This is a genomic window from Streptomyces sp. NBC_01190, from assembly GCF_045039895.1.
Lineage (GTDB): Bacteria > Actinomycetota > Actinomycetes > Streptomycetales > Streptomycetaceae > Actinacidiphila.
In genome coordinates this window covers 7,401,594-7,421,431 of the sequence record NZ_CP108580.1, presented here as the reverse complement: position 1 = coordinate 7,421,431, position 19,838 = coordinate 7,401,594, and the positions used below count along the sequence as shown (strand labels likewise).

Below are 19,838 nucleotides of genomic sequence, written 5' to 3'. Positions count from 1 at the left end.
CCGGTGCGTGAGGCGCGGGCCCGTGCACCGGATGTATTTCCCGTCGGCACGTCACGCCATGCTTTATCGAAACAGTGCGCGGGCAACGGCGGTGACTTAAGCGATCCCGGTATTGGCCAGTCGCCGAATTGCGGAGCAGATCAGCAGGTGGCCCCAGATCTCCTGCTCGACCATCTCCGGGGAACGCGACCTGAGCGGCAGGGTCACCCGGTCGCGCAGCACGTCGTCCTGCTTGAGGTTCCACCGCCCGGCGTGCACCGCGCGCAGCTCGTCGGCCGGCGCGCTGTCGCAGTCGAGCAGCGTGGTGATCAGTTCACCGCCGCCGGGACGAGCGGGGTCGAGCACCCGGACCAGCCCCTCGGCCGTCCGCGAGCCGCCGCGCAGCACGCATAGCCTCGAGCCGTCCCGCTGTGCCTCCCCCGCGGGCAAAGTCACCGACTCCGGCACGCTCCAGAGCAGATCGGCCCGGGTGGCGGCGGCCGTACGCCACAGGGCCGGGCGGGCGTAGTCGCCGTCGGCGAGCAGCAGATCGCCGGGGCCGAGCGTCCGGGTCAGGTGCTCCACCGGGGATCTCGGGAAGTCGTCGGCCGGCGAGACATCGGCGGCCAGCAGATGTGAACTGCCGTTCTCCGCCAGCACCGAGACCCTCGCGCTGGGCGCCGCGGGACGGTTGGCGCCACCCGGGGCGCTGTAGGCGATGGCGTTGCTCCTGCTGTGCGGCACCACCGCCAGGTCCCCGTCCATGATGCGCAGCCGCCAGCGCCGGTAGCGGGCGCCGGAGCGGTCCGCGGCCCTGGCCGGGGAGGCGGTGACGGCTTCGGCGAAGAGCGCCTTGAGCGGCTCGGTGCCCAGCCGGGCCCGGGCGCGGGAGATCGCCGCGGTGGACGGCGTGGTGGCCAGTTCGGCGCCCTGCCGGAGGCCGGACATGGCCAGGCCCTGGGCGAGTTGGGAGGAGACGTGCTCGTAGCTCTGGTCCTCGAACAGGCTCATCGCCAGCACGAAGTAGACGACGATCCTCGGCGGCAGCAGGCGGTTGCGGAACCCGGCCCTGCCGGTGGCGCGGATGGCGCGTTCCACCAGCTCCGGCGGGTAGGCCCGGATCAGCATCTGGACCGCGAGCCGGTCGGACAGCCGTGCCTCACATCCGCGCATACGTCAACCCCGTGAACCTCGTGGACCCTGTGAACCGTGTACCGCGCGTGCCTTTCGTAAAGCGCGCGAACCTCGTGATCCGCCTCGGCCGCCGCGCGGTGGCGCGGTGAATTGACGGCGAATTCGGGATCGAATACGAGACCGCGGTGGCGTTGCCTGAGCTGTGCCGACGCGGACCCGGAGTCGGAGTCGGGTCGCACGACGGGCGGAGGTCGCGATCCTCATCTCCCCGTGCGGCACCTCAGAGCACTAATGAGCATTGCGCTGGGACGAGTTCCGGATCAACCCGCGCCTGTCACAAAGATGTGCGGCCGAATCTGTCGCTTCTTGGCCGTGCGCGTGGCCGGCGATACGGGTGCGGCGCGCCGGACGGCCCGGCCGCGCGGTCGCGCGGTCGCGGTGACCTTGGGGCCGCGGGTCACGGCGCGGTGGCCGGGACCGGCGCTACGCCCGGAAAGCTACCCGAGTCCGCCGGACGCGCGATACGGACTCCGCCGGGCGGGCTCCGTACTCAGCCATCCGACAGGCGTACGACGTCCGCGCGCCATAGACGGCGGTGCGGGCAAACGGCAGAAACCGTGTCACCCCTCCTCGCCCGGCGGGCCGGTGGAGCGGTCTTCGGCCAACGCCGGTGCGCAGCCGCGGACGTGACCTGCGCGGGAAGGGCCGGGGCGGGGCTGGAGGGGCCGGTGAGGAGTGATTGGCGTGAAGTGGACCCAAAAGGTGTTGCGTCATCGATGTCACGTGATGCATGATGAGACATCGATACTGAGACATCAATGTGGCGTCACCAAACGACTCTTAAGTACCCAGCAGAGCTCTCAGCAGTCCCGAGCAGTCCCGAGCAGTCCCCGCCCTCACCGCACGCAGGGCCTGATCCCCAGGAGCAGAGATGAACAAACTGACCGCCTTCTCGATCGCCCGGCCCAAACGGGTCATCGCCGTATGGTTATTGCTGCTCTTCGTTGCGGCACCGTTCGCCCTCCAGCTCGAAGGCGCGCTGAAGGCGGGTGGCTTCTCCAACCCGCGCGGTGAGTCGGTGCACGCCCAGCACACACTGGAGACCGCCTTCAAGGAGGCGCCCAACTCGCTGCTGGTCGTCCTGCACGACAAGGCCGGCGCGGTGCGCGGCACGGTCGACGAGGCGCGCGCGGCGGCGCGGCGTTCCGGAGTGTCGGAGATCACCGACTTCCGGACGCACCCGGAGTGGCTGTCCAAGGACGGCCGGACCACCTTCCTCCAGGTCGGCTTCACCAGTGACAACACCACGGTGCAGAACCTGGTGCCGGACGTGGAGAAGGACGTCCAGAAGAAGGTGGGCAAGAGCGTCGAGGTCGACGTGACCGGCGCCCCGGCCCTGGACTACGCGCTGAACGTGCACTCCAAGGAAGACGTCACCCGGGCCGAGATGATCGCCTTCCCGGTGCTCTTCGTGGTGCTGCTGCTGGTCTTCCGCTCGGTCGCCGCGATGGCGGTGCCGCTGGTCATGGCCGGTGTGACGCTGGCGTCCACCCAGGCCATCGGCTACGGCTTCACCCAGTTCACCGACGTCAACAGCCTCTTCGCCAACATCGTCTCCATGGTCGGCCTGGCCGTCGCGGTGGACTACTCGCTCTTCATCATCAAGCGCTTCCGTGAGGAACTCGCCCTGGGTCGCGGTGTGGACGCCGCGCTCGAGCGCTCGATGAAGACCGTCGGCCACTCGGTGCTCTTCAGCGGTGTGGCCGTCGTGGTCGCCCTGTCCGCCCTGTTCATCCCGCGCGCCATGTCCTTCACCAGCATCGCGCTGGGCGGTGTCGCCGTCGCGGTGGTCGCCGTCGCCATCGCCATGAGCCTGCTGCCCGCCGTCCTCAAGCTGCTGGGCGACCGCATCAACTGGGGCACCCTGAAGCGCCGCGGCAAGAACGCCGCCCAGGGCGCCGCGGCGGACGCGGCGCCCAAGCCCACCAAGAGCGGTGCCATCACCAAGCGGCCCGGACTGATCCTGGTCGGCCTGCTGATCGCCTTCATCGGACTGGCCTCCCCCGCCGCGCAGTTGACGCTGCGGGTGCCGGTCGCCAGCGCCGACATCCTGCCCTCCGGCGACAGCGCCCGGGTCGGCATGGAGCGCGTCAAGCAGGACATCGGCGTCCGGGCCATGTTCCCGGTGACGGTCGTACTCACCGCCGACGCCAAGGACCCCAAGAACGCGGCCTCGCTGCTCAAGACCGCCGCGTCCGTCACCGACTACGCCAAGAGCGCCAAGGGCTCCGACGGAGTGACCGCGGTCACCACGCTGGGCCTGCCCGCGGCCTCCCTGCCGCAGACCCTCGCCGACGGCGGCGCCGGCCTGAGCCCGGCGGCCAAGGCCGCACTCGGCCAGGTGTGGACCCGCAGCGGCGACCAGTTCGTCACCCGCGTCGTGGTCGTCGCCGCCGATGACCCCGACAGCGCCTCGGCCCACCACCTCGTCAGCCAACTGCGCAGCCACGTCAAGGACGTCACCGCTCCCGGCGTCTCCGCCGAACTCGCCGGCGCCACCGCGACCGGTTCGGACTTCGACAGCCTCGTGCTGCACTCGGTCCCGCTGGTGGTCCTGACGGTCGCCCTGCTGAGCTTCCTGCTCCTCTTCTACGCCTTCCGCTCGGCGCTGCTGCCGCTGCTCGCCCTCGGCTTCAACATCCTGGTCGTCGGCGCCAGCCTCGGCTTCCTCGCCCTGGTCTCCGGCAACTCCGACCACTCGATCAACAGCGTGACGCCGCTGATGCTCTTCGCGGTGATGTTCGGTCTGAGCATGGACTACATGGTCATCATGTTCGGCCGGATGCGGGAGATGTACCAGGAGGGCACCTCGCACCGCGAGGCGGTCCTGGGCGGCCTGGCCCGTACCGCGGGTCTGGTCAACGGCGCGGCGGCCATCATGGTCGCGGTCTTCATCTCCTTCACCAGCGCCCAGATCAGCATCGTCCGTGAACTCGGCATCAGCCTCGCGGCCGCCGTCATCCTCGACGCGATCGTCATCCGCCGGCTGCTCATGCCCGCCGCGCTCCTGCTCATCGGCGACCGCATCTGGGGCCACCGCCCCGGCACCACCCACGGCGCCGTCTCCGCCGAGCCCACGCCGGCCGGCACCGACCAGGCGGACGAGGCGGAGCTCCCCGTCTCCCCGCCGCACACAGCCGGGGTGAGCTGAACCGGCCGCCCCCGCCGATCAGGAACCGCCGGGACAGCTCGGAAGACCCGCAGGACCCGCACCACACGCCAGACCCGCAGCACCCGCAGAACCCGCAGAACCCGCACAGCGCACAGCGTTCCGCCGTCCGGCCCGCCGCTCTCAACGGGCGGACGGCGGAACGCTTACCAGCACCTCCCCGCACCTCCCCGCAGTTCGGCCGCACTTCCCCCGCCTCGCCCCTGCCCCCGTCCCCGCCCCCACCCCCGGAAAGTGCTGACCTCCCATGACGACGATGACCATGGACCTCGCCCCCGCCCCCGCCCCCGCCCCCGCCGGGCCGGCGCCCGCGCACCAGCTCCGGGACGTCTTCCAGCGCAGCGCTGCGCTGATCGCCGAGCGCGGCTGGTGCCGCGGCGCGGAGTTGCATTACGTGGGCAACTCACATGATCCCGAGGCCGCCAGCCTCGGCGGCGCGCTCCAATGGGCGGCCACCGGGCACGCGGAGCTGCCCGACCAGGTTTCCCGGCAGGCGCTGTCGCTGCTGCGGGACCGGATCGACCCCGACCGCAAAGCCCCCTTCGACGACTGGGAGTTGTTCTGCGCGTGGAACGACTCGCCCTCCCGGACCCGGGCGCAGACCATCGCGCTGCTCATCTCGGCGCGCAACGCGGTGGAGCGCAGCGGATCGAGCGCCAACCTCACCTATCCGCGCCCGCTGCCCGGCCACCTCGTCCAGGTGCCCATCGCACGGCGGATCTGAACGGAGGCCCCGTCCGATTCCCCACCCCCAGCCCGCCTTCCGCTCCCCTGTCGCAACCGACCACCGGCCGGTGTGCCTTCCCCAGGCACACCGGCCGCCGCGTTCCCGTGCCCGGGACCGAGCGCGTCGAGGCCCCGCTCGCTGAGCGCGGTCCGCGGCTCTCCGGTGCACGGGCAGAAGCGGGATCGCTGGTCGAGGGCCGGGCAGCCGTCTGCGGCGCCGGGCCGGCGCTCGCGCGGGAGCCCGCCGCGGGGCGGCCGGCGGCAAGTGGGTCAGAGCCCGCCGCGGGCGGAGGCACGCGGAATCCGGTGGACGGCACGTTCGGCGAGCAGGGCGCGGCGAATCACCGCACAGGGGCGTCAATCGAGGGGCGCTGCCAGAACCGGCGCTGCCACCAAGTGATGTGCTGGAATCCGTGGCGCCGGGGCGCCCCTGTGGGCTCCTGACGGCATGCCAAAGGCGCCACACCCGAGGGAGTGGCGCCTCACCGGCGGCGTGCCGCCAGTCGGTTTCCGTAACGCTGCCCGCCGCCGTGTCGGGGGCCGCCGTACGGCCTAGCTGTGGCGGGGGAAGCGGACCGTGAGCGCGGTCCCGCTGGCAGAACCATCAATGATCTTGCGCAATGCACGAATCATTACACCCTTCTCGTCCGAGCCCAGTCTGGAGGCGATCATCGCGTCCACCCCCCGATCGATCTCCCGCAGTTGGGGAAGCAGTTCCTCACCCAGCGGGGACAAACCCAAGTAGACGACCCGGCGGTCGATCTGGCCGGATTCCCGGTTGACAAGTCCGCGCTTGACGAGCGTGTCGACGATCCGGCTGGGGCTGTGGCTCTCGCAGACTATGAGACGGCCCACCTCCGCGAGGGTGAGCGGGGCACGCTGCGAAAGCACCAGCAGGATCTCCGCCTGCGCCGGGGTCAGGCTGAGCGGCTTGAGCAGGCCTGCCATGTACCTGGCTCCCTCCCGCTGGGCGGCGAGCACCAGGTAACGCAGCTCCGTGTCGTCCTGGCTGCGCGCGGGGAGCTGCCCCTCACCCGGTGGCGCGTCGACTACGGCCTGGAAGGTTGTCATGTCGAAGACCTCTCTTTGCAGGTGGCGAGGTGGACGGATGCGGGTGCGCGGGGTGACACATGGGTCCGTGTGTTCAGTTCATGGTGAGGCATTCGTTTCGATGATACAACATCCATGAAGCATCATTCGATGATGCGCCATAGGTAAGGCTCATTCGAGACCTTGCCGTCGCCGAGCGCGACTCCCCCTCCGCGCGTGCCGTCCGCCCGGCGGCGACACCCCGCCGCAGGCCGCCCCACCTGCGGCGAACGCCCACCGGACACCCCGTCGGCGGGCGCCCCGGACACCCGGGCGCGGGGACACACGGACCTATGGGCCGCCGGAGACATGTGTGACGGGTCACCAGCCGGCGGGCAACTCGCCGGCCCCCGGACGCCCACCGCTCGGACCGCGGGGCGCCCCGGAGTGAATCCGCCCCGGAGCGCCCCGCCCTGACACCCCGTCCGCCGGACGAGCGCCGCGATACGCCCACCGCGCCACTCCGGCCACAACATTCCCGAGCCGGCCGCCACCGCCCCGCCGCCGGGCACAACACCCGCCGACCGGCGCCCACCTGCTCATCCCATGATCGACGGCACATCTGAAACCCGCCGCCCAAGCGGAGAGTTTCCGCTCACTTTCGAGAAAGCGGCCAAACAGTGTTGCGTCACCGATGACGTGACATGCATGATGAGGCATCGGTGCTGAAGCATCGATGCGGATACACCGGTCGAATCCGACCAACCCGTACCGACCGAACCGCACACCCCAAAGAGCGCACACCGAGAACACCGAGAAAAGGACCCTCCCATGACCGTGCAGCCCCTGGACAACGCTTCCACCGCCAACGCCGAGGGCGAGGCCGCTCTCCCCATCGTCCTGGACGAGGCCGAGGCCGCCGTGGCCGCGATCGGCCGCGGCGAGCTCATCGTGGTCGTTGACGACGAGGACCGCGAGAACGAGGGCGACCTGATCGTGGCCTCCGAGTTCGCCGACGCCGACGCGATCAACTACATGATCACCCACGGCCGTGGCCTGGTCTGCGTCTCGATCACCCCGGAGCGCGCGGCGGAGCTGAACCTGCCGCCCATGCTCGAGTACAACGAGGACCACAACGGCACCGCGTTCACCGTCAGCGTCGATGGCACCCTCGCCCACGGTGTGACCACCGGTATATCCACCTGGGACCGTGCCAAGACGATCGAGCTGGTCGTCAAGGGCACCGCGGACGACATCCAGCGTCCGGGCCACATCTTCCCGCTGATCGCCCGTCCGGGCGGCGTGGTGGAGCGCCCCGGCCACACCGAGGCGGCGGTCGACCTGGCCCGCTTCGCCGGCCTGGAGCCCTCCGGTGTGATCGTCGAGATCATCCTCGAGGACGGCACCATGGCGCGGCTGCCGCACCTGGTGGAGTTCGCCCGCCGCGAGGGCCTGGTCCTCACCAGCATCGAGAAGCTGCGGGAGTACGCCGCCGCCCGTCAGAACGCCGAGGGCAAGTGACTCGGAGTAACCGGTTGATGGCCGGTGTCACGGCTGCCGTAACTCGTCCGGCAGTCGTGCACCGGTTCCTCGCCGGTGTGGAAGGAGCACAGCACATACCGGCGGACGGACCCTTCATCCTCGTCCCCAACCACAGCAGCTTCGCTGACCACTTCATCCTCGACGCGATCCTGGACGCGCTGCGTCCCTCCTTCACCTACTACCTGACCAAGGCCGAATCCTTCGTCCACCCCCTGCGCAGCCGATGGACCGTCGCGATGGGCGGGATCCCCGTCAACCGCGAACAGCCCAGCCGCGAACTGCTCGCCGCGGTCGACACCGTCTTCGCGGAAGGCAGCACCCTCGTCGTCTACGCGGAAGGCACGCGCGGCCCCGGCTGGCCGCTGCTCCCCCTCAAGGACGGAGCCTTCCGCTTCGCGGTCCGCTCCAAGATCCCGGTCATCCCGGTCGGCATGTGGGGCAACCAGCACATCCTCCCCAAGGGGGCCAACCTCCCCCGCCGCGCCACCACCCGGGTGGTCTTCGGACCCCCGCTCGCGGTGGACAGCACCCAGTCCCGTTCCGCCCGCGTGGCCGCGCTCACCCAGTCCGCCGCGGCCGCCCTGGAGAACCTCGTCGACCTCGCCCGCAACCCGACCGCCGAACGCGACCGCGCATCGGCGCAGCAGCTGGCCGACCGGGCGGAGGCCACCATCGAGACCATGCTCAGCCACACCGACACCCAGCCCCCCGCCCTCCGGGTCCACCAGGCCCGCACCCTCCTCAGCCTCGCCGCCAGACTCGACCCCGACAACGCCGACGTCCGCGTCACCCGCGCCCGCCTCACCGGTCTGCGCGCCATGGACGCATCGGTCCCGCTGCGCCTGGCCCTGCTGCCCCGTGTCCGCAGCGGCGCGGCGCGGGTGGTGGAAAAGCACCCCGACCACCTGATGGCCCACTACCTCCTCGGCCGCTGGAACCTCATGACGCCCCGCCTCCTCGGCGGCCGCACCTCGAAGGCGGTCACCCACTTCGGCCACACGGTCCGGATCGCACCGCACGACACCCGCTATCCCATGGCCCACGCCGAAGCACTCATCGCGGCCGGCGACACCGCCGCCGCCGCCAGACAACTCGCCCGCATCGTCAGCACCCCCGCCCCCGACCCCCGCACCGCCGACCGCAGGCAACGCGCCGCCGCCCTCTACCAGAAGCTCACCAACACCCCCGCCCCCGACTCCGCCCCCGACTCCAGCGTCCTCGACGCGCCCGAAGCCCCCAACTCCGCCAGTTCCTCCAACTCGTCCAGTTCCACCGGTTCCTCCAACGTCCTCAACGTCCCTACTCCTGCAACCGTCCCGACCCCGTCCATCCCTGCGAGGTGAAAACCCGATGAGTTCGTCGCCGACCCTACGGTGCGGGAACACGCTGGTGGTATTCGATGGCAGCCGCCGGCTCGTCTGGTCCGCCTCGTCGACCAGCGCCTACACCCCCGTAGCCCTGTGGCCCACTCCTCAGCAAGCCGCTGAGGTCCTCGACCACCTCGCCTCCGGCGGAAACCTGCTGGTCATGGTCGAGCAGGAATCCACCACCGTCCCGATGTACACCGAGGAAGCCGCCCAGATTCCCGCGGAACTCATTGAGCGCATCACCCTCACCAGCGACGGTGTCCTCAGCGAACTCCATCTGCCCGCCCTCGACTGGCTCCCCGAACCCCTGCGCCAGCGCGGTCTGCGCTTCCTGCGCGACACCACCCGCACCATGTCCAACTACCCCGACCTGCTGTTGCCCCCGCTCCTGATGGAGGACACCGGAACCGAACCCCAACCCCATGGCAGCAACGTCCGCTTCGCCCGCCGCCGCACCGTCCGCCCCTACACCGACGACCGCCTCTCTCCCGTCAGCGACCACCTCTTCCCGCAGCTCACCACCGACCTGACCGCCGAACTCGACTACGACGCCGTATTGGAGACCACCGCATGACCGCCGCCATCGACCACACCCCCTGGGCACCTCCGGGTACGCTGGAGGGTCGGGTGGTCGTCCTCACCGGCGCCGGCCGCGGCCTGGGGCTGCTCACCACCCAGACCCTCCTGGAACAGGGCGCCCTGGTCGTCGCCAACCACCGCTCCCCGTCCGAGGAGCTCAGCCGCCTCAGCGAGAAGTACAGCGACCGCCTGCGCCTGGTCGCCGGGGACGCCGCCACCGACGAGACCGCCATCGCCCTGGTCGCCGAAGCCCGCCGTTTCGGCCACCTCGACGTCCTCATCCACAACGCCGGTGTCGCCCGCGACCAGCTCCTGGTCCGTACCTCCACCGAGGACTGGGACGAGGTCCAGCGGGTCAACCTTCGCGGCGCCTTCGTCACCACCAAGCACGCCCTCAAGGCGATGATGCGCTCCCGCTACGGCCGCATCATCTACGTCTCCTCCGTCGTCGCCCTCACCGGTAACGCCGGCCAGGCCGCCTACTCCTCCTCCAAGGCCGGCCTGCACGGCCTGGCCCTGACCGTCTCCCAGGAATACGCCTCCTACAACGTCCGCACCGTCACCGTGGCCCCGGGCATCCTCAACTCGGGACTCGGCGCCGCCGTCGCCCCCACCCAGCGCCGCCGGATGGCCGACCGCTCGCTGCTCGGTCTCGGCGAGGCCCAGCAGACCGCCGACACCATCGCCTTCCTCTCGTCCGCCGCCGCCGACTACATCAACGCGACCCTCATCCGCACCGACGGGGGGATGAGGTACTGATGTCCCCCACCGCGACCATCAGCCCGGCCCTGACCCCGACCGCCACTCTCCCGCTGACCGCCGCCCCCGCCCTCACCTCACGCATCCTCATCAACGCCCCGGTCCACGTCGTCCGCAGGATCCTCCTGGACCCGTCCGCGATCCCGGAATGGAACCCCGCCTTCCGCGCGATCACCGCCCCCGCCACCGCCACCGCCAATCTCCCCTATCCCATCGAGACCCGCGACGGCCTCCTCGGCCACTACGAGTTCCGCAGCATCATCGGTACCCGCATCGAAGCCCAGTGGGACGTCCCCGGCTTCACCGAGCACCAGCTCTGGGAACTCAGCCCCTACAACTACGGCACCCACGTCCGCCACACCGTCGAACACCGCGGCAACCTCACCAGCCTGCTGCGACCCGCCTTCGCCAGCGCCGCCTCGCTCCGCCTCAACCGACTCGCCCAACGCGCCGAAAACCGCGCCTCCACCACTAGGACCCTCTGACATGGAAACCACCGCGACACTCAACCCCGCCCCCGCCACCACTCTGAGCGAGACCGACTCCGGACCCTGGTCCAACCCGGTCCCCCTGCACCACGCCCGCCTCGCCGGCGACCCGGCAGAACCCCACATCTTCCGCGGACTGGACTGACCACGAACGCGACAACGGCCCCCAGCACACCCCCATCCCCGAGCCACCGTCCCGACAACCCCCACACCTCCGACGGATTCCACCAAGCCCAGCAGCCCTCGCAGTTCAAGCAGTTCCAGCAGTTCCGGCAAAACAACCGTCATATCGACCCACCCGACCACAGCGGCCGGTGGGCCCGGCCCTCACCAAGAGCCGCCCCGGGCCCACCGGCTGCCCGATTTCCCGCCCCCGTCCACCTGACGCGCCCTCAGCTCGGCACCCCTCATCCCACCCTTCACCGCACCGCTCAGCCGTTCCATCACCTTCCCGACATCTGAGGAGCTCCACAGTGTCCGACCAGAACCCCGTGCTTCGCCCGCCGGTCGGTCCGGCGCACGCCCGCATCCTCGGAGTGGGCGGCTACCGGCCCGCCCGCGCGGTGACCAACGACGAGATCGCGCCCCGGATCAACTCCAGCGACGAGTGGATACGCGAACGCTCCGGCATCGTCCAGCGACGCTTCGCCGACGCCGAGGAGACCGTCCCCCACATGGGAGCCGCCGCCGCGGGCAAGGCCCTGGCGCAGGCCGGCATCGCGCCGGAAAACGTCGGCGCCGTGATGGTCGCCACCTCCACGCACTTCAAGCAGATCCCCGCGGTCGCCACCGAGATCGCGTACAAGGTCGGCGCGGTCAACGCCGCCGCCTTCGACATCTCGGCCGCCTGCGCCGGCTTCACCCACGGCGTCGCGCTCGCCGGTGACATGGTCCGCGGCGGCAGCGCCGACTACGTCCTGCTGGTCGGCGCCGAGCGGATGTCCGACCTGATCGACCACGACGACCGCAGCTCCGCCTTCCTCTTCGGCGACGGCGCCGGAGCAGCCGTGATCGGCCCCTCGCCCACGCCAGGCATCGGCACCGTCGTCTGGGGAGCCGACGGCTCCCAGCGCGAGGTGATCGACCAGACGTCCTCCTGGCTGGACCTGCGCGGCCCCGGCGTCCCCGACCGCTTCCCCGCACTGACCATGCAGGGCCCCACCGTCTTCCGCTGGGCGGTGTACGAGATGGCCAAGGCCGCCCAGCAGGCGCTGGACGCGGCGGGCATCACTTCGGACCAGCTCGCGGCGTTCATCCCGCACCAGGCGAACCTGCGGATCATCGAGACGCTCGCCCGCACCCTCAAGGTGCCGGCCGGCGTGGCCATCGCGCGTGACGTGGTCGACAGCGGCAACACCTCCGCGGCCTCCATCCCGCTCGCCATGGAGCGCCTGCTGGAAACCGGCCAGGCCCCCAGCGGCGGTCTCGCGCTCACCATCGGCTTCGGCGCGGGCCTGTCCTACGCCGTACAGGTCATCACCCTGCCCTGATCGACCCGGCCCGACGGCAGGCCCGAGAGCAGGCCCGGAAACAGACCCGGAAACAGGCCGGAAGAGCGGCCCGGCAACAGATACGAACCCTCAGCCGAAAGGATCGAGATGCCCACCACCGACCGCACCGTGCTCGTCACCGGACTCGGTGCCACCACCCCGCTGGGCGGCGACGTACCCACCACCTGGGAAGCACTGCTCGCCGGCCAGTCCGGCGCCCGCCCCCTCACCGAAGACTGGGCCACCGACCTCCCCGTCCGCTTCGCCGGCCGCGCCGCCGTCGAACCCGCACCCCTCATCGGCAACGCCCTCGCCAGAAAAACCGACCGCTCCGCACACTTCGCCCTCACCGCCGCCCGCGAAGCCTGGAAAGACGCCGGCACCCCCCACATCAACCCCGAACGCCTCGGCGTCGTCGTCTCCTCCGCCCTCGGCGGCCTCACCTCCCTCCTCACCTCCTACGACTCCCTCAACAACCGCGGACCCCGCCACGTCTCCCCCCACATGGTCCCCATGTTCATGCTCAACGGCCCCTCCGCATATGTGGGCCTCGAACTCGGCGCCCGCGCCGGCATCCACGCCACCGCCTCCGCCTGCGCCTCCGGCGCCGAAGCCATCGCCTACGGCATAGAAATGATCCGCTCCGGCCGCGCCGACATCGTCGTCGCCGGCGGCACCGAAGCCGGCATCCACCCCGTCGTCATCAGCGCCTTCGCCAACATGATGGCCATGTCCAAACGCAACAACGACCCCCAGACCGCCTCCCGCCCCTACGACAAAGACCGCGACGGCTTCGTCATGGGCGAAGGCGCCGGCATCGTCATCCTCGAATCCCGCGAACACGCCCACGCCCGCGGCGCCCGCGTCTACGCCGAAGCAGCCGGCCTCGGACTCACCTCCGACGCCCACCACATCGCCCAACCCGAACCCCACGGCCGCGACGTCGCCCGCGCCCTCCAAGCCGCCCTCACCGACGCCCACGCCAACCCCACCGACGTCATCCACATCAACGCCCACGCCACCTCCACCCCCCAAGGAGACCTCGCCGAACTCCAAGCCCTCCACCACGTCCTCGGCCCCACCGCCGGCCAAGCCCCCATCTCCGCCACCAAATCCATGACCGGCCACCTCCTCGGCGCCACCGGCGCCGTCGAATCCATCGCCGCCATCCTCGCCCTCCACCACCGCATCGCACCCCCCACCATCAACATCGACACCCTCGACGAACGCGTCGACCTCGACATCATCCGCGACAAACCACGCGAACTCCCCGCAGGCGACGCCATCGTCCTCAACAACTCCTTCGGCTTCGGCGGACACAACGTCACCCTCGCCTTCAGGAACCACTGACGAGGGCCCACGGACGCGCCGAAAGCCGACGCCCCCGAGAAAAGCCGATGCCCGGCACGGCGGTACCGACCCGGCAGGGGAAACCGCGGGTCCCGACCGCACTCAGAGAACTCACGAAACCCGGCGCCGTCCAGTCGCCGGGACGCCGGGCATCGGCTCCGCCGAGACGCTGCCCGATTCGCCGCGGCGGCACCGGGATCAGTACGCGGCGCCGCCCGGGTCGCGCCTCCGGACTGGTCGGCCGGAGGGCGATGATTCGGGCATATGTGCCCGTGGGCTCATGCCCCGCACACATGTGTCGACACGTGCGCGACCTGTCACGCGCTCGCTCAGCCCTCGTCCGGGTCCGGGTCCGGGTCCGGGTCCGGGTCCGGGTCCGGGTCCGGGTCCGGGTCCGGGTCCGGCGGCAGGGTGAAGCCGAGTTCCTTGGCGGCGGCCTCCAGGCCGGCCGGCTTCCAGCGGTTGGCCATCTCCTCCAGGCTGCTGAAGGACCGCAGCTCCGCCCGGTCGAGGTAGAGCGTGCCGGCCAGATGGTCCGTCTCGTGCTGGGCGATACGCGCCGGCAGCCCCGTACGCTCCTCGTCGATCCTGCGCCCGGTCTCGTCCTCGTAGCCCAGCTCGATCCGGTCCGGACGGACCACCACCGCCTGCCAGCCCGGCACACTGAGGCACCCCTCGAAGAAGGCGGTGTGCCGCTCCCCCGCCGCCCGGTAGGAGGGATTGATCAGCACCGTGAAGGGCAGCGGGGTCTCCCCCTGCTCGATCACCCGCTCGGCCAGCTCCGGCGGGTACTCCATGACGGCCACGTTGAGCGGCAGCCCCACCTGGGGTGCGGCCAGGCCGACAGCCCCCTGGGTGGCGAGCAGCGTCTCCCGCATGGCGGCCAGCAGCGCTCGCAGCCGGTCCTCGCCCAACTCCCCGTCGTACGGAGCGGCCGGCTGCCTCAGCACCGGATCGCCCGCGGCGACGATGCGCAGCGGGCGCGGGCCCGCGAGGATACGGTCCACCATTTCCACACGATCAGTAGTCGACACCTCGACATACTCGCAGACGGGCCCGGGCGGCCCGTCCCGGGGCCCGCGCCCGGCACGTGGCAGCCGCCCGCCGTGACCGCGAAGACATCCGCGGCCGCGCCAGGCGCTATCGCCGCGCCGCCCCGGCCCTGGCGCCGATGAGCCTGCGGATCGGCGGGAAGAGCACCACCAGAGCCACCGCGTCCGAGATGAGTCCCGGCACGTTCAGCAGGAGGCCGCCGAGCAGGCGCAGGCCGCTCTTGCTGTCGATCGGCCGCTGGGTGGGCGCGGTCCCGCCCGCCGCGTCCTCGGACCCGGCCTTCCGCCGCCCCGCGCGCTTCAGGGTCGCCGTCATGTCGTCCCAGGCGCCGAGCCCGGCCCGCCTGACCAGGCCGGCGCCGAGAACGGAGCCCGCCAGGAGGATGAACAGCACCACGAAGCCGTTGGTGGCATAGGCCACCACGATCATCGCCCAGATCTCCAGCCCCGCCCCGACGGCGGCCGCCAGCAGCGCCAGCGCGCGGGCTCTCGACCGCCGCCGTTTCGGCAGGTCCGCCGGATCGGGATGTATCGGGGAAAATGTGGTCGAAGTCATATGTCCAGTGTGCAGCAGCCGACGGGACCGGTCGCGCGCACGATAGGACGCGCACGCAAGGCCTCGGTTCTCCGCTACGAAGGGTGAGCACTCAGGATCTGCGTCACCATCGCCAGGGAGCGTCACGGCCCGGTGCGGCGGCGAAGCACCCCCGCACGCCCGGCGCGCGGGGCGAGGGAACGGCTCGCGGATCGTCGCCCGCCCAGCGCCCACCCGCGCTCGGCGTACTTCCGGGCGATGGCGCGCCACCGCCTGGTCCCGGTCCACGTCGAGGACCTCACGGCCGAGACGATTCCGTACTGGGAGCTGCGCAAGAAGGCCGATCACCTGGTCACGGGCATCGAGGACGCGTTCTTGACCGCGTACAAGAACGGCAGCTTCCAGTACCTGCTGATCGCGGCGGACCGGGTCTGGCCCTGGTCCGGCCCGGCGCTTCACCTTGACGCCCCTCAGCCGACGCGCCGGCTGACGGGCGCTGGCCCGCGGCCGGCGCGGACCGGCCGAGCCCCCGCCGCTCCCGGCTCGGCCCAGGCGCGGGCGCGGGACCCTACGGCGGCCTCGGCGAAGAGCGCCCGCCGGGAGTCACCCGGGAATCAAACGTGGCCGCCGTGCGCTGTGAGCTGCGTGAAGAAGATTGGATTCCTCTCGTTCGGGCACTGGTCGCCGAGCCCGCACTCGCGGACCAGGTCCGGCGCCGACTTCCTGCACCAGTCGATCGACCTGGCGGTCGCCGCCGAGGAGCTCGGCGTGGACGGTGCCTACTTCCGCGTGCACCACTTCGCGCGGCAGGCGGGCAGCCCGTTCCCGCTGCTCTCGGCCATCGGCGCGCGGACCTCGAAGATCGAGATCGGCACCGGCGTGATCGACATGCGCTACGAGAACCCGCTGTACATGGCAGAGGAGGCCGGCGCCGCCGACCTGATCTCCGGCGGCCGGCTCCAGCTCGGCATCAGCCGGGGATCACCGGAGCAGGTGATCGACGGCTGGCGCTACTTCGGCTACGCCCCCGCCGAGGGTGAGACCAGCGCTGACATGGCGCGCCGGCACGCCGAGGCGTTCCTGAAGGTGATCGAGGGCGAGGGCTTCGCGCAGCCGAACCCGCGGCCGATGTTCGCCAACCCGCCGGGCCTGCTGCGCGTCGAACCGCACTCCGAGGGGCTGCGCGAGCGGATCTGGTGGGGTTCCGGGTCGAACGCGACAGCCGTGTGGGCCGGGGAGCTGGGGATGAACCTCCAGAGCTCCACGCTGAAGGACGACGAGACGGGTGAGCCGCTGCACGTCCAGCAGCGCAAGCAGATCGAGGCGTACCGCGAGGCGTACCGGGCGGCGGGCCATACGCGCGAACCGCGGGTGTCGGTCAGCCGCAGCATCTTCGCCCTGACCAACGACATCGACCGCGCCTACTTCGGCAACGACCGCGACTCGCGGGACCAGGTCGGCATGATCGACGACACCACCAGGGCGATCTTCGGACGCTCGTACGCCGCCGAGCCGGACGCGCTGGTGAAGCAGCTCCAGGAGGACGAGGCCATCCAGGCCGCGGACACGCTGCTGCTGACGATCCCGAACCAGCTCGGCGTCGACTACAACGCGCACGTGCTGGAGAGCATTCTCACGCACGTGGCACCGGAACTCGGCTGGCGCTGAGCGCCCCCGCGGCGGCCGACCGACCGGAAAACCCGCCCGGAGCTCCGCCGGGCCGGCGGTTGGTTGACCGGGCCTCGCCGCTGCGACCGGCGGGTACGCCCCTGCCGGTACCCACCAGCGCGGCCCCCGGTAGCGCGGGCCGGGCCGCCCGGCTGACCGGGCCTCGGCGCTGTGACCGGCGGGTAACCATCGCCGATGCCCACCACCTCGCCGCGCTCGACGCGCGCTTCCGCCGCCGACCAGCGCGGCACCGGGTATCGCGGCCGGGCCGCCGCCCGGAACACCCCGCTCCCGCCGCGCCCGACCGGCGCTTCCGGTGCCGGCCAGCGCGGCCCCCGGTAGCGCGGGCCGGGCCGCCGCCCGGCCGACCGGGCCTCGCCGCTGCGACCAGCCGGAACACCCCAGCGCCGCGCCAGGCCGGCGCCATCGCCGTACGTCAGCGTGGCGGGAAGCCGGTCCACCCCACCCGGCGGTCGCAGGGGGCGGAGCGGCAAGTGCCGGCCTCGACCACTCCGAAGGCACTCAGCTTCAGGTGGCTGCCTTCGGTGTCGGGCGCGGGCGCCGCCAGCTCAGAATCCACGCCGCGGTCAGCAGCGTGCCGAGACCCGCCAGTGCCATCGCGGCGCCCGTACCGCTCGGCGCGGCGATCGCGCCGATGGCGACGGGGCCGAGGCCCTGGAGGGTCATATTGCCGGAGCCGAGCAGGCCGAACGCCTGGCCCTGGCCCTCTTCCGGCAGGGCGTCCAGGAACTCGCGTTGCAGACCGAGACCGTTGGCGAAGCCGAGGCCGGCGAGCAGCAGCAGCCCCGCGGACAGCGCGCGGCCCGGGTCGGCGGCGAAGCCCAGCAGCGGCAGCCCCATCAGGACGATCAACGGGACCACGAGGCGTTCCCGGATGGCCGGCCGCAGCCACCGTCCCACCACGAGGTCGCCCAGCAGCATGCCGACCGGCAGGCAGGCCATCAGCACGGCGTAGGAGCCGGCCGCGAAGTGGCGCCCACCCGCGTACGCGACGATCATCCCCTCCGCTCCGGCGACGAAAGCGCTCGGCAGCCACTGCGCGAACAGCAGCCTACGGACCGCGCGGTGCCGCAGCAGTGCGCCGGCGCCGCGCAGGCTGTCCCGTACCGCGCCGCCGCCCGCACCGACCGCCACCACCACCGGCTCCGCCTCAAGCCGCGGCAGGCGCAGCCGCACCACCGCCGCGCAGAGCAGGTGCGCCGCGGCCCCCGCCGCCAGTGCCGCCCGTGGCCCCGCCGCCGCCACAGCGGCGCCGCCGACCATCAGGCCGATGAGCTGCGCGCCGCTGGCGGCCATGTTGTTCAGCGAGCGTCCCAGCACGTAGGCGTCGCCGTCGAGCCAGCGGGCGACGAGCCGCGCGGAGGCGCCGCTGAAGGCGGGGGTCACCAAGGCCACGGCGCCGATCACCGCGAGGCCGACCGCGATGGGCATCCGCACGAAGGCGAGCAGGGCCGCCGCCGCGCCCTCCAGCAGGTAGCCGCCGGCGATCAGCGCGCGCGGCGGCAGCCGGTCGGCCAGCGAGCCGAGCAGCAGCGAGCCGAAGAGCTGCGGCAGGAATCCCGCGCCGAAGGCCAGCGCGCTCAGCAGCGCGGACCCGGTGCCCGCGTAGACCAGCGCGGAGAAGGTGGTCACGCGCAGCGAGTCGGCGATCACCCCCAGCGTCCGGGTCGAGAAGAGCAGCCGGAACCGCGGCTCGGTGAGCACCTGCCGGTACGTCGTACGGCTCGCCGAGGGGTCCGCGAGCGGTGGGGATGCGGTGGTCATACGCCGCAGCGTCGCGGAGAACCCCGGCGGGAGGCTAAAGATTCGCCACCGGACGTAAGGTCGGACTCGGGCGCTCTACGGTTGAGGGATGCTCCGTTTCACCGCCACCGCCGAGGACCTGCTGCGCAGCCGGTTCGCGCTGTCGCCGGCCTTCGAGCTCAACGGACTGCTGCGCCGGCTCGACGGCCGGGACACCGCGCTGCCGGCCGACTGGACGGCGCGGCTCGCCCCGGGCCTCGCGCGGCTGCGGCGGGAGACACCCCTGGACGCGGTGCTGGCCCTGCAGACCGCCACGGCGGCGCCCAACTTCCTCGCCCCGCCCCCGCGTGCCCTCACCCAGCGCTGGGCGGACGATCTCGCGGCGATCCGGGCCACCCCGATCGCGGTGGCGCGGGCGGAGATCGACGAGGTGCTGCGCGAACAACCGGCCCGTGACCGCCACGTCCGCGAGCTGCTGGCGTCCGACCAGCTCGTGGAACTGGTCGCCGACGCGCTCGACCGCGCCTGGCGGGAGCTGCTCGCCCCGGACTGGCCGCAGCTCCGGGCGGTCTGCGAACGCGACATCGTGCACCGGGTCGGTGTGATCGGCGAACGCGGCTGGAAGGAGGCGATCGAGGGCCTGGAGCGGGGGCTGGTCTGGCGGGGGCAGCACCTGGCGGTACCGCTGCGCTCGACCGACGCGGAGGTGAGCCTCGCCGGGGAGGGCCTGCTGCTGGTGCCCTCCGTCCTGGTCTGGCCCGGTCTGGCCGTCTTCCACGACGAGCCCTGGCCCAAGGCCCTCATCTACCTCGCCCGCGGCACGTCCCTGCTGTGGGAGCGGACGGCACCCGACCCGGACGCGCTGGCAGCGCTCGCGTCCCTGCTCGGCCACTCCCGCGCCCGCCTCCTGCTGGAGCTGCGCACGCCGGCCAGCACCAGCCAGCTCGCCCGCAGCCTCACGATGGCGCCCGGCGCGGTCGGCGACCACCTCAGCGTGCTGCGCACCACCGGACTGCTCGCCCGCGCCCGCTCCGGCCGCTCCGTCCTCTACCGCCGCACCGCCCTCGGCGACGCCCTGGTCACCGGCGCGACTCCCGCCGAGTCACCCACCGGTTGACCCCCTCCGCTGCGGTCCCGCCGTCAGCCG

At 71.8% G+C, this 19,838-nt stretch carries 17 protein-coding genes and 1 pseudogene; 13 read left to right on the top strand and 5 right to left on the bottom strand.

Annotated elements, in window-relative coordinates; genetic code table 11:
• Window positions 1–96: 96 nt before the first annotated feature.
• Window positions 97–1,152, bottom strand: a complete 1,056-nt coding sequence (locus OG519_RS31195; protein ID WP_405591005.1) for a transposase domain-containing protein — start codon at window positions 1,150–1,152, stop codon at window positions 97–99.
• 892 nt (window positions 1,153–2,044) lie between these two features.
• On the opposite strand from OG519_RS31195, the gene OG519_RS31190 reads away from it, so the two are divergent.
• Complete coding sequence (locus OG519_RS31190) at window positions 2,045–4,324, top strand: MMPL family transporter (RefSeq protein ID WP_405591002.1); 2,280 nt, start codon at window positions 2,045–2,047, stop codon at window positions 4,322–4,324.
• Window positions 4,325–4,589: 265 nt separating this feature from the next.
• Window positions 4,590–5,066, top strand: coding sequence for a hypothetical protein (locus OG519_RS31185; RefSeq protein ID WP_405590999.1), 477 nt, complete (start codon window positions 4,590–4,592; stop codon window positions 5,064–5,066).
• 554 nt (window positions 5,067–5,620) lie between these two features.
• Here the strand turns inward: OG519_RS31185 and OG519_RS31180 are convergent.
• Window positions 5,621–6,139 carry a MarR family winged helix-turn-helix transcriptional regulator gene (locus OG519_RS31180; RefSeq protein ID WP_405590996.1) on the bottom strand — a complete coding sequence of 173 codons (519 nt, stop codon included), beginning with the start codon at window positions 6,137–6,139 and terminating at the stop codon, window positions 5,621–5,623.
• A 789-nt stretch (window positions 6,140–6,928) separates the two neighbouring features.
• On the opposite strand from OG519_RS31180, the gene ribB reads away from it, so the two are divergent.
• The 8 genes from ribB to fabF all read left to right on the top strand — a co-directional run bounded on the left by ribB (window position 6,929) and on the right by fabF (window position 13,672).
• Window positions 6,929–7,618 (top strand): 3,4-dihydroxy-2-butanone-4-phosphate synthase, encoded by a 690-nt coding sequence (gene ribB, locus OG519_RS31175; RefSeq protein ID WP_405590993.1) that lies wholly within the window; start codon window positions 6,929–6,931, stop codon window positions 7,616–7,618.
• A gap of 77 nt (window positions 7,619–7,695) precedes the next feature.
• Window positions 7,696–8,982, top strand: a complete 1,287-nt coding sequence (locus OG519_RS31170; protein ID WP_405590990.1) for a lysophospholipid acyltransferase family protein — start codon at window positions 7,696–7,698, stop codon at window positions 8,980–8,982.
• A gap of 46 nt (window positions 8,983–9,028) precedes the next feature.
• On the top strand, window positions 9,029–9,580 hold the full coding sequence (locus tag OG519_RS31165) for a hypothetical protein (protein WP_405590987.1): 552 nt from the start codon (window positions 9,029–9,031) through the stop codon (window positions 9,578–9,580).
• Window positions 9,577–10,344: an SDR family NAD(P)-dependent oxidoreductase gene (locus tag OG519_RS31160; protein WP_405590985.1), complete on the top strand. Its 768-nt coding sequence runs from the start codon at window positions 9,577–9,579 to the stop codon at window positions 10,342–10,344. Before OG519_RS31165 ends, OG519_RS31160 begins: the two co-directional genes overlap by 4 nt.
• Window positions 10,344–10,829, top strand: a complete 486-nt coding sequence (locus tag OG519_RS31155; RefSeq protein WP_405590982.1) for a hypothetical protein — start codon at window positions 10,344–10,346, stop codon at window positions 10,827–10,829. The genes OG519_RS31160 and OG519_RS31155 overlap by 1 nt, the downstream gene beginning before the upstream one ends.
• 1 nt (window position 10,830) lies before the next feature.
• Window positions 10,831–10,977: a hypothetical protein gene (locus tag OG519_RS31150; protein ID WP_405590979.1), complete on the top strand. Its 147-nt coding sequence runs from the start codon at window positions 10,831–10,833 to the stop codon at window positions 10,975–10,977.
• Between the two features lie 328 nt (window positions 10,978–11,305).
• Window positions 11,306–12,322: a beta-ketoacyl-ACP synthase III gene (locus OG519_RS31145; RefSeq protein ID WP_405590976.1), complete on the top strand. Its 1,017-nt coding sequence runs from the start codon at window positions 11,306–11,308 to the stop codon at window positions 12,320–12,322.
• A gap of 108 nt (window positions 12,323–12,430) precedes the next feature.
• Window positions 12,431–13,672 carry a beta-ketoacyl-ACP synthase II gene (gene fabF, locus OG519_RS31140; protein WP_405590973.1) on the top strand — a complete coding sequence of 414 codons (1,242 nt, stop codon included), beginning with the start codon at window positions 12,431–12,433 and terminating at the stop codon, window positions 13,670–13,672.
• Between the two features lie 329 nt (window positions 13,673–14,001).
• Here the strand turns inward: fabF and OG519_RS31135 are convergent, their stop codons facing one another.
• Together OG519_RS31135 and OG519_RS31130 are read right to left on the bottom strand one after the other, a co-directional pair.
• Complete coding sequence (locus OG519_RS31135) at window positions 14,002–14,682, bottom strand: peptide deformylase (RefSeq protein ID WP_405590970.1); 681 nt, start codon at window positions 14,680–14,682, stop codon at window positions 14,002–14,004.
• A gap of 130 nt (window positions 14,683–14,812) precedes the next feature.
• The gene (locus OG519_RS31130; RefSeq protein WP_405590967.1) at window positions 14,813–15,280 is read right to left on the bottom strand and encodes an FxsA family protein; all 468 of its coding nucleotides are present in this window, start codon (window positions 15,278–15,280) and stop codon (window positions 14,813–14,815) included.
• A gap of 210 nt (window positions 15,281–15,490) precedes the next feature.
• Between OG519_RS31130 and OG519_RS31125 the strand changes: the two are divergent.
• Both OG519_RS31125 and OG519_RS31120 read left to right on the top strand, forming a co-directional pair.
• Window positions 15,491–15,691: pseudogene (locus OG519_RS31125) on the top strand (SAM-dependent methyltransferase); the annotation flags it as partial.
• A 213-nt stretch (window positions 15,692–15,904) separates the two neighbouring features.
• The gene (locus tag OG519_RS31120; protein WP_405593131.1) at window positions 15,905–16,927 is read left to right on the top strand and encodes an LLM class flavin-dependent oxidoreductase; all 1,023 of its coding nucleotides are present in this window, start codon (window positions 15,905–15,907) and stop codon (window positions 16,925–16,927) included.
• A 528-nt stretch (window positions 16,928–17,455) separates the two neighbouring features.
• Here the strand turns inward: OG519_RS31120 and OG519_RS31115 are convergent.
• Window positions 17,456–18,712 (bottom strand): MFS transporter, encoded by a 1,257-nt coding sequence (locus tag OG519_RS31115; protein ID WP_405590964.1) that lies wholly within the window; start codon window positions 18,710–18,712, stop codon window positions 17,456–17,458.
• 88 nt (window positions 18,713–18,800) lie between these two features.
• On the opposite strand from OG519_RS31115, the gene OG519_RS31110 reads away from it, so the two are divergent.
• Window positions 18,801–19,808 (top strand): ArsR/SmtB family transcription factor, encoded by a 1,008-nt coding sequence (locus OG519_RS31110; protein WP_405590961.1) that lies wholly within the window; start codon window positions 18,801–18,803, stop codon window positions 19,806–19,808.
• Window positions 19,809–19,838 lie beyond the last annotated feature (30 nt).

Coding starts and splice junctions, on each gene's coding strand:
- fabF (WP_405590973.1), top strand. CDS start 12,431: ATGCCCACCACCGACCGCACCGTGCTCGTCACCGGACTCGGTGCCACC.
- OG519_RS31130 (WP_405590967.1), bottom strand. CDS start 15,280: ATGACTTCGACCACATTTTCCCCGATACATCCCGATCCGGCGGACCTG.
- OG519_RS31110 (WP_405590961.1), top strand. CDS start 18,801: ATGCTCCGTTTCACCGCCACCGCCGAGGACCTGCTGCGCAGCCGGTTC.
- OG519_RS31115 (WP_405590964.1), bottom strand. CDS start 18,712: ATGACCACCGCATCCCCACCGCTCGCGGACCCCTCGGCGAGCCGTACG.
- OG519_RS31185 (WP_405590999.1), top strand. CDS start 4,590: ATGACGACGATGACCATGGACCTCGCCCCCGCCCCCGCCCCCGCCCCC.
- OG519_RS31195 (WP_405591005.1), bottom strand. CDS start 1,152: ATGCGCGGATGTGAGGCACGGCTGTCCGACCGGCTCGCGGTCCAGATG.
- OG519_RS31180 (WP_405590996.1), bottom strand. CDS start 6,139: ATGACAACCTTCCAGGCCGTAGTCGACGCGCCACCGGGTGAGGGGCAG.
- ribB (WP_405590993.1), top strand. CDS start 6,929: ATGACCGTGCAGCCCCTGGACAACGCTTCCACCGCCAACGCCGAGGGC.
- OG519_RS31135 (WP_405590970.1), bottom strand. CDS start 14,682: ATGGTGGACCGTATCCTCGCGGGCCCGCGCCCGCTGCGCATCGTCGCC.
- OG519_RS31155 (WP_405590982.1), top strand. CDS start 10,344: ATGTCCCCCACCGCGACCATCAGCCCGGCCCTGACCCCGACCGCCACT.
- OG519_RS31190 (WP_405591002.1), top strand. CDS start 2,045: ATGAACAAACTGACCGCCTTCTCGATCGCCCGGCCCAAACGGGTCATC.
- OG519_RS31160 (WP_405590985.1), top strand. CDS start 9,577: ATGACCGCCGCCATCGACCACACCCCCTGGGCACCTCCGGGTACGCTG.
- OG519_RS31150 (WP_405590979.1), top strand. CDS start 10,831: ATGGAAACCACCGCGACACTCAACCCCGCCCCCGCCACCACTCTGAGC.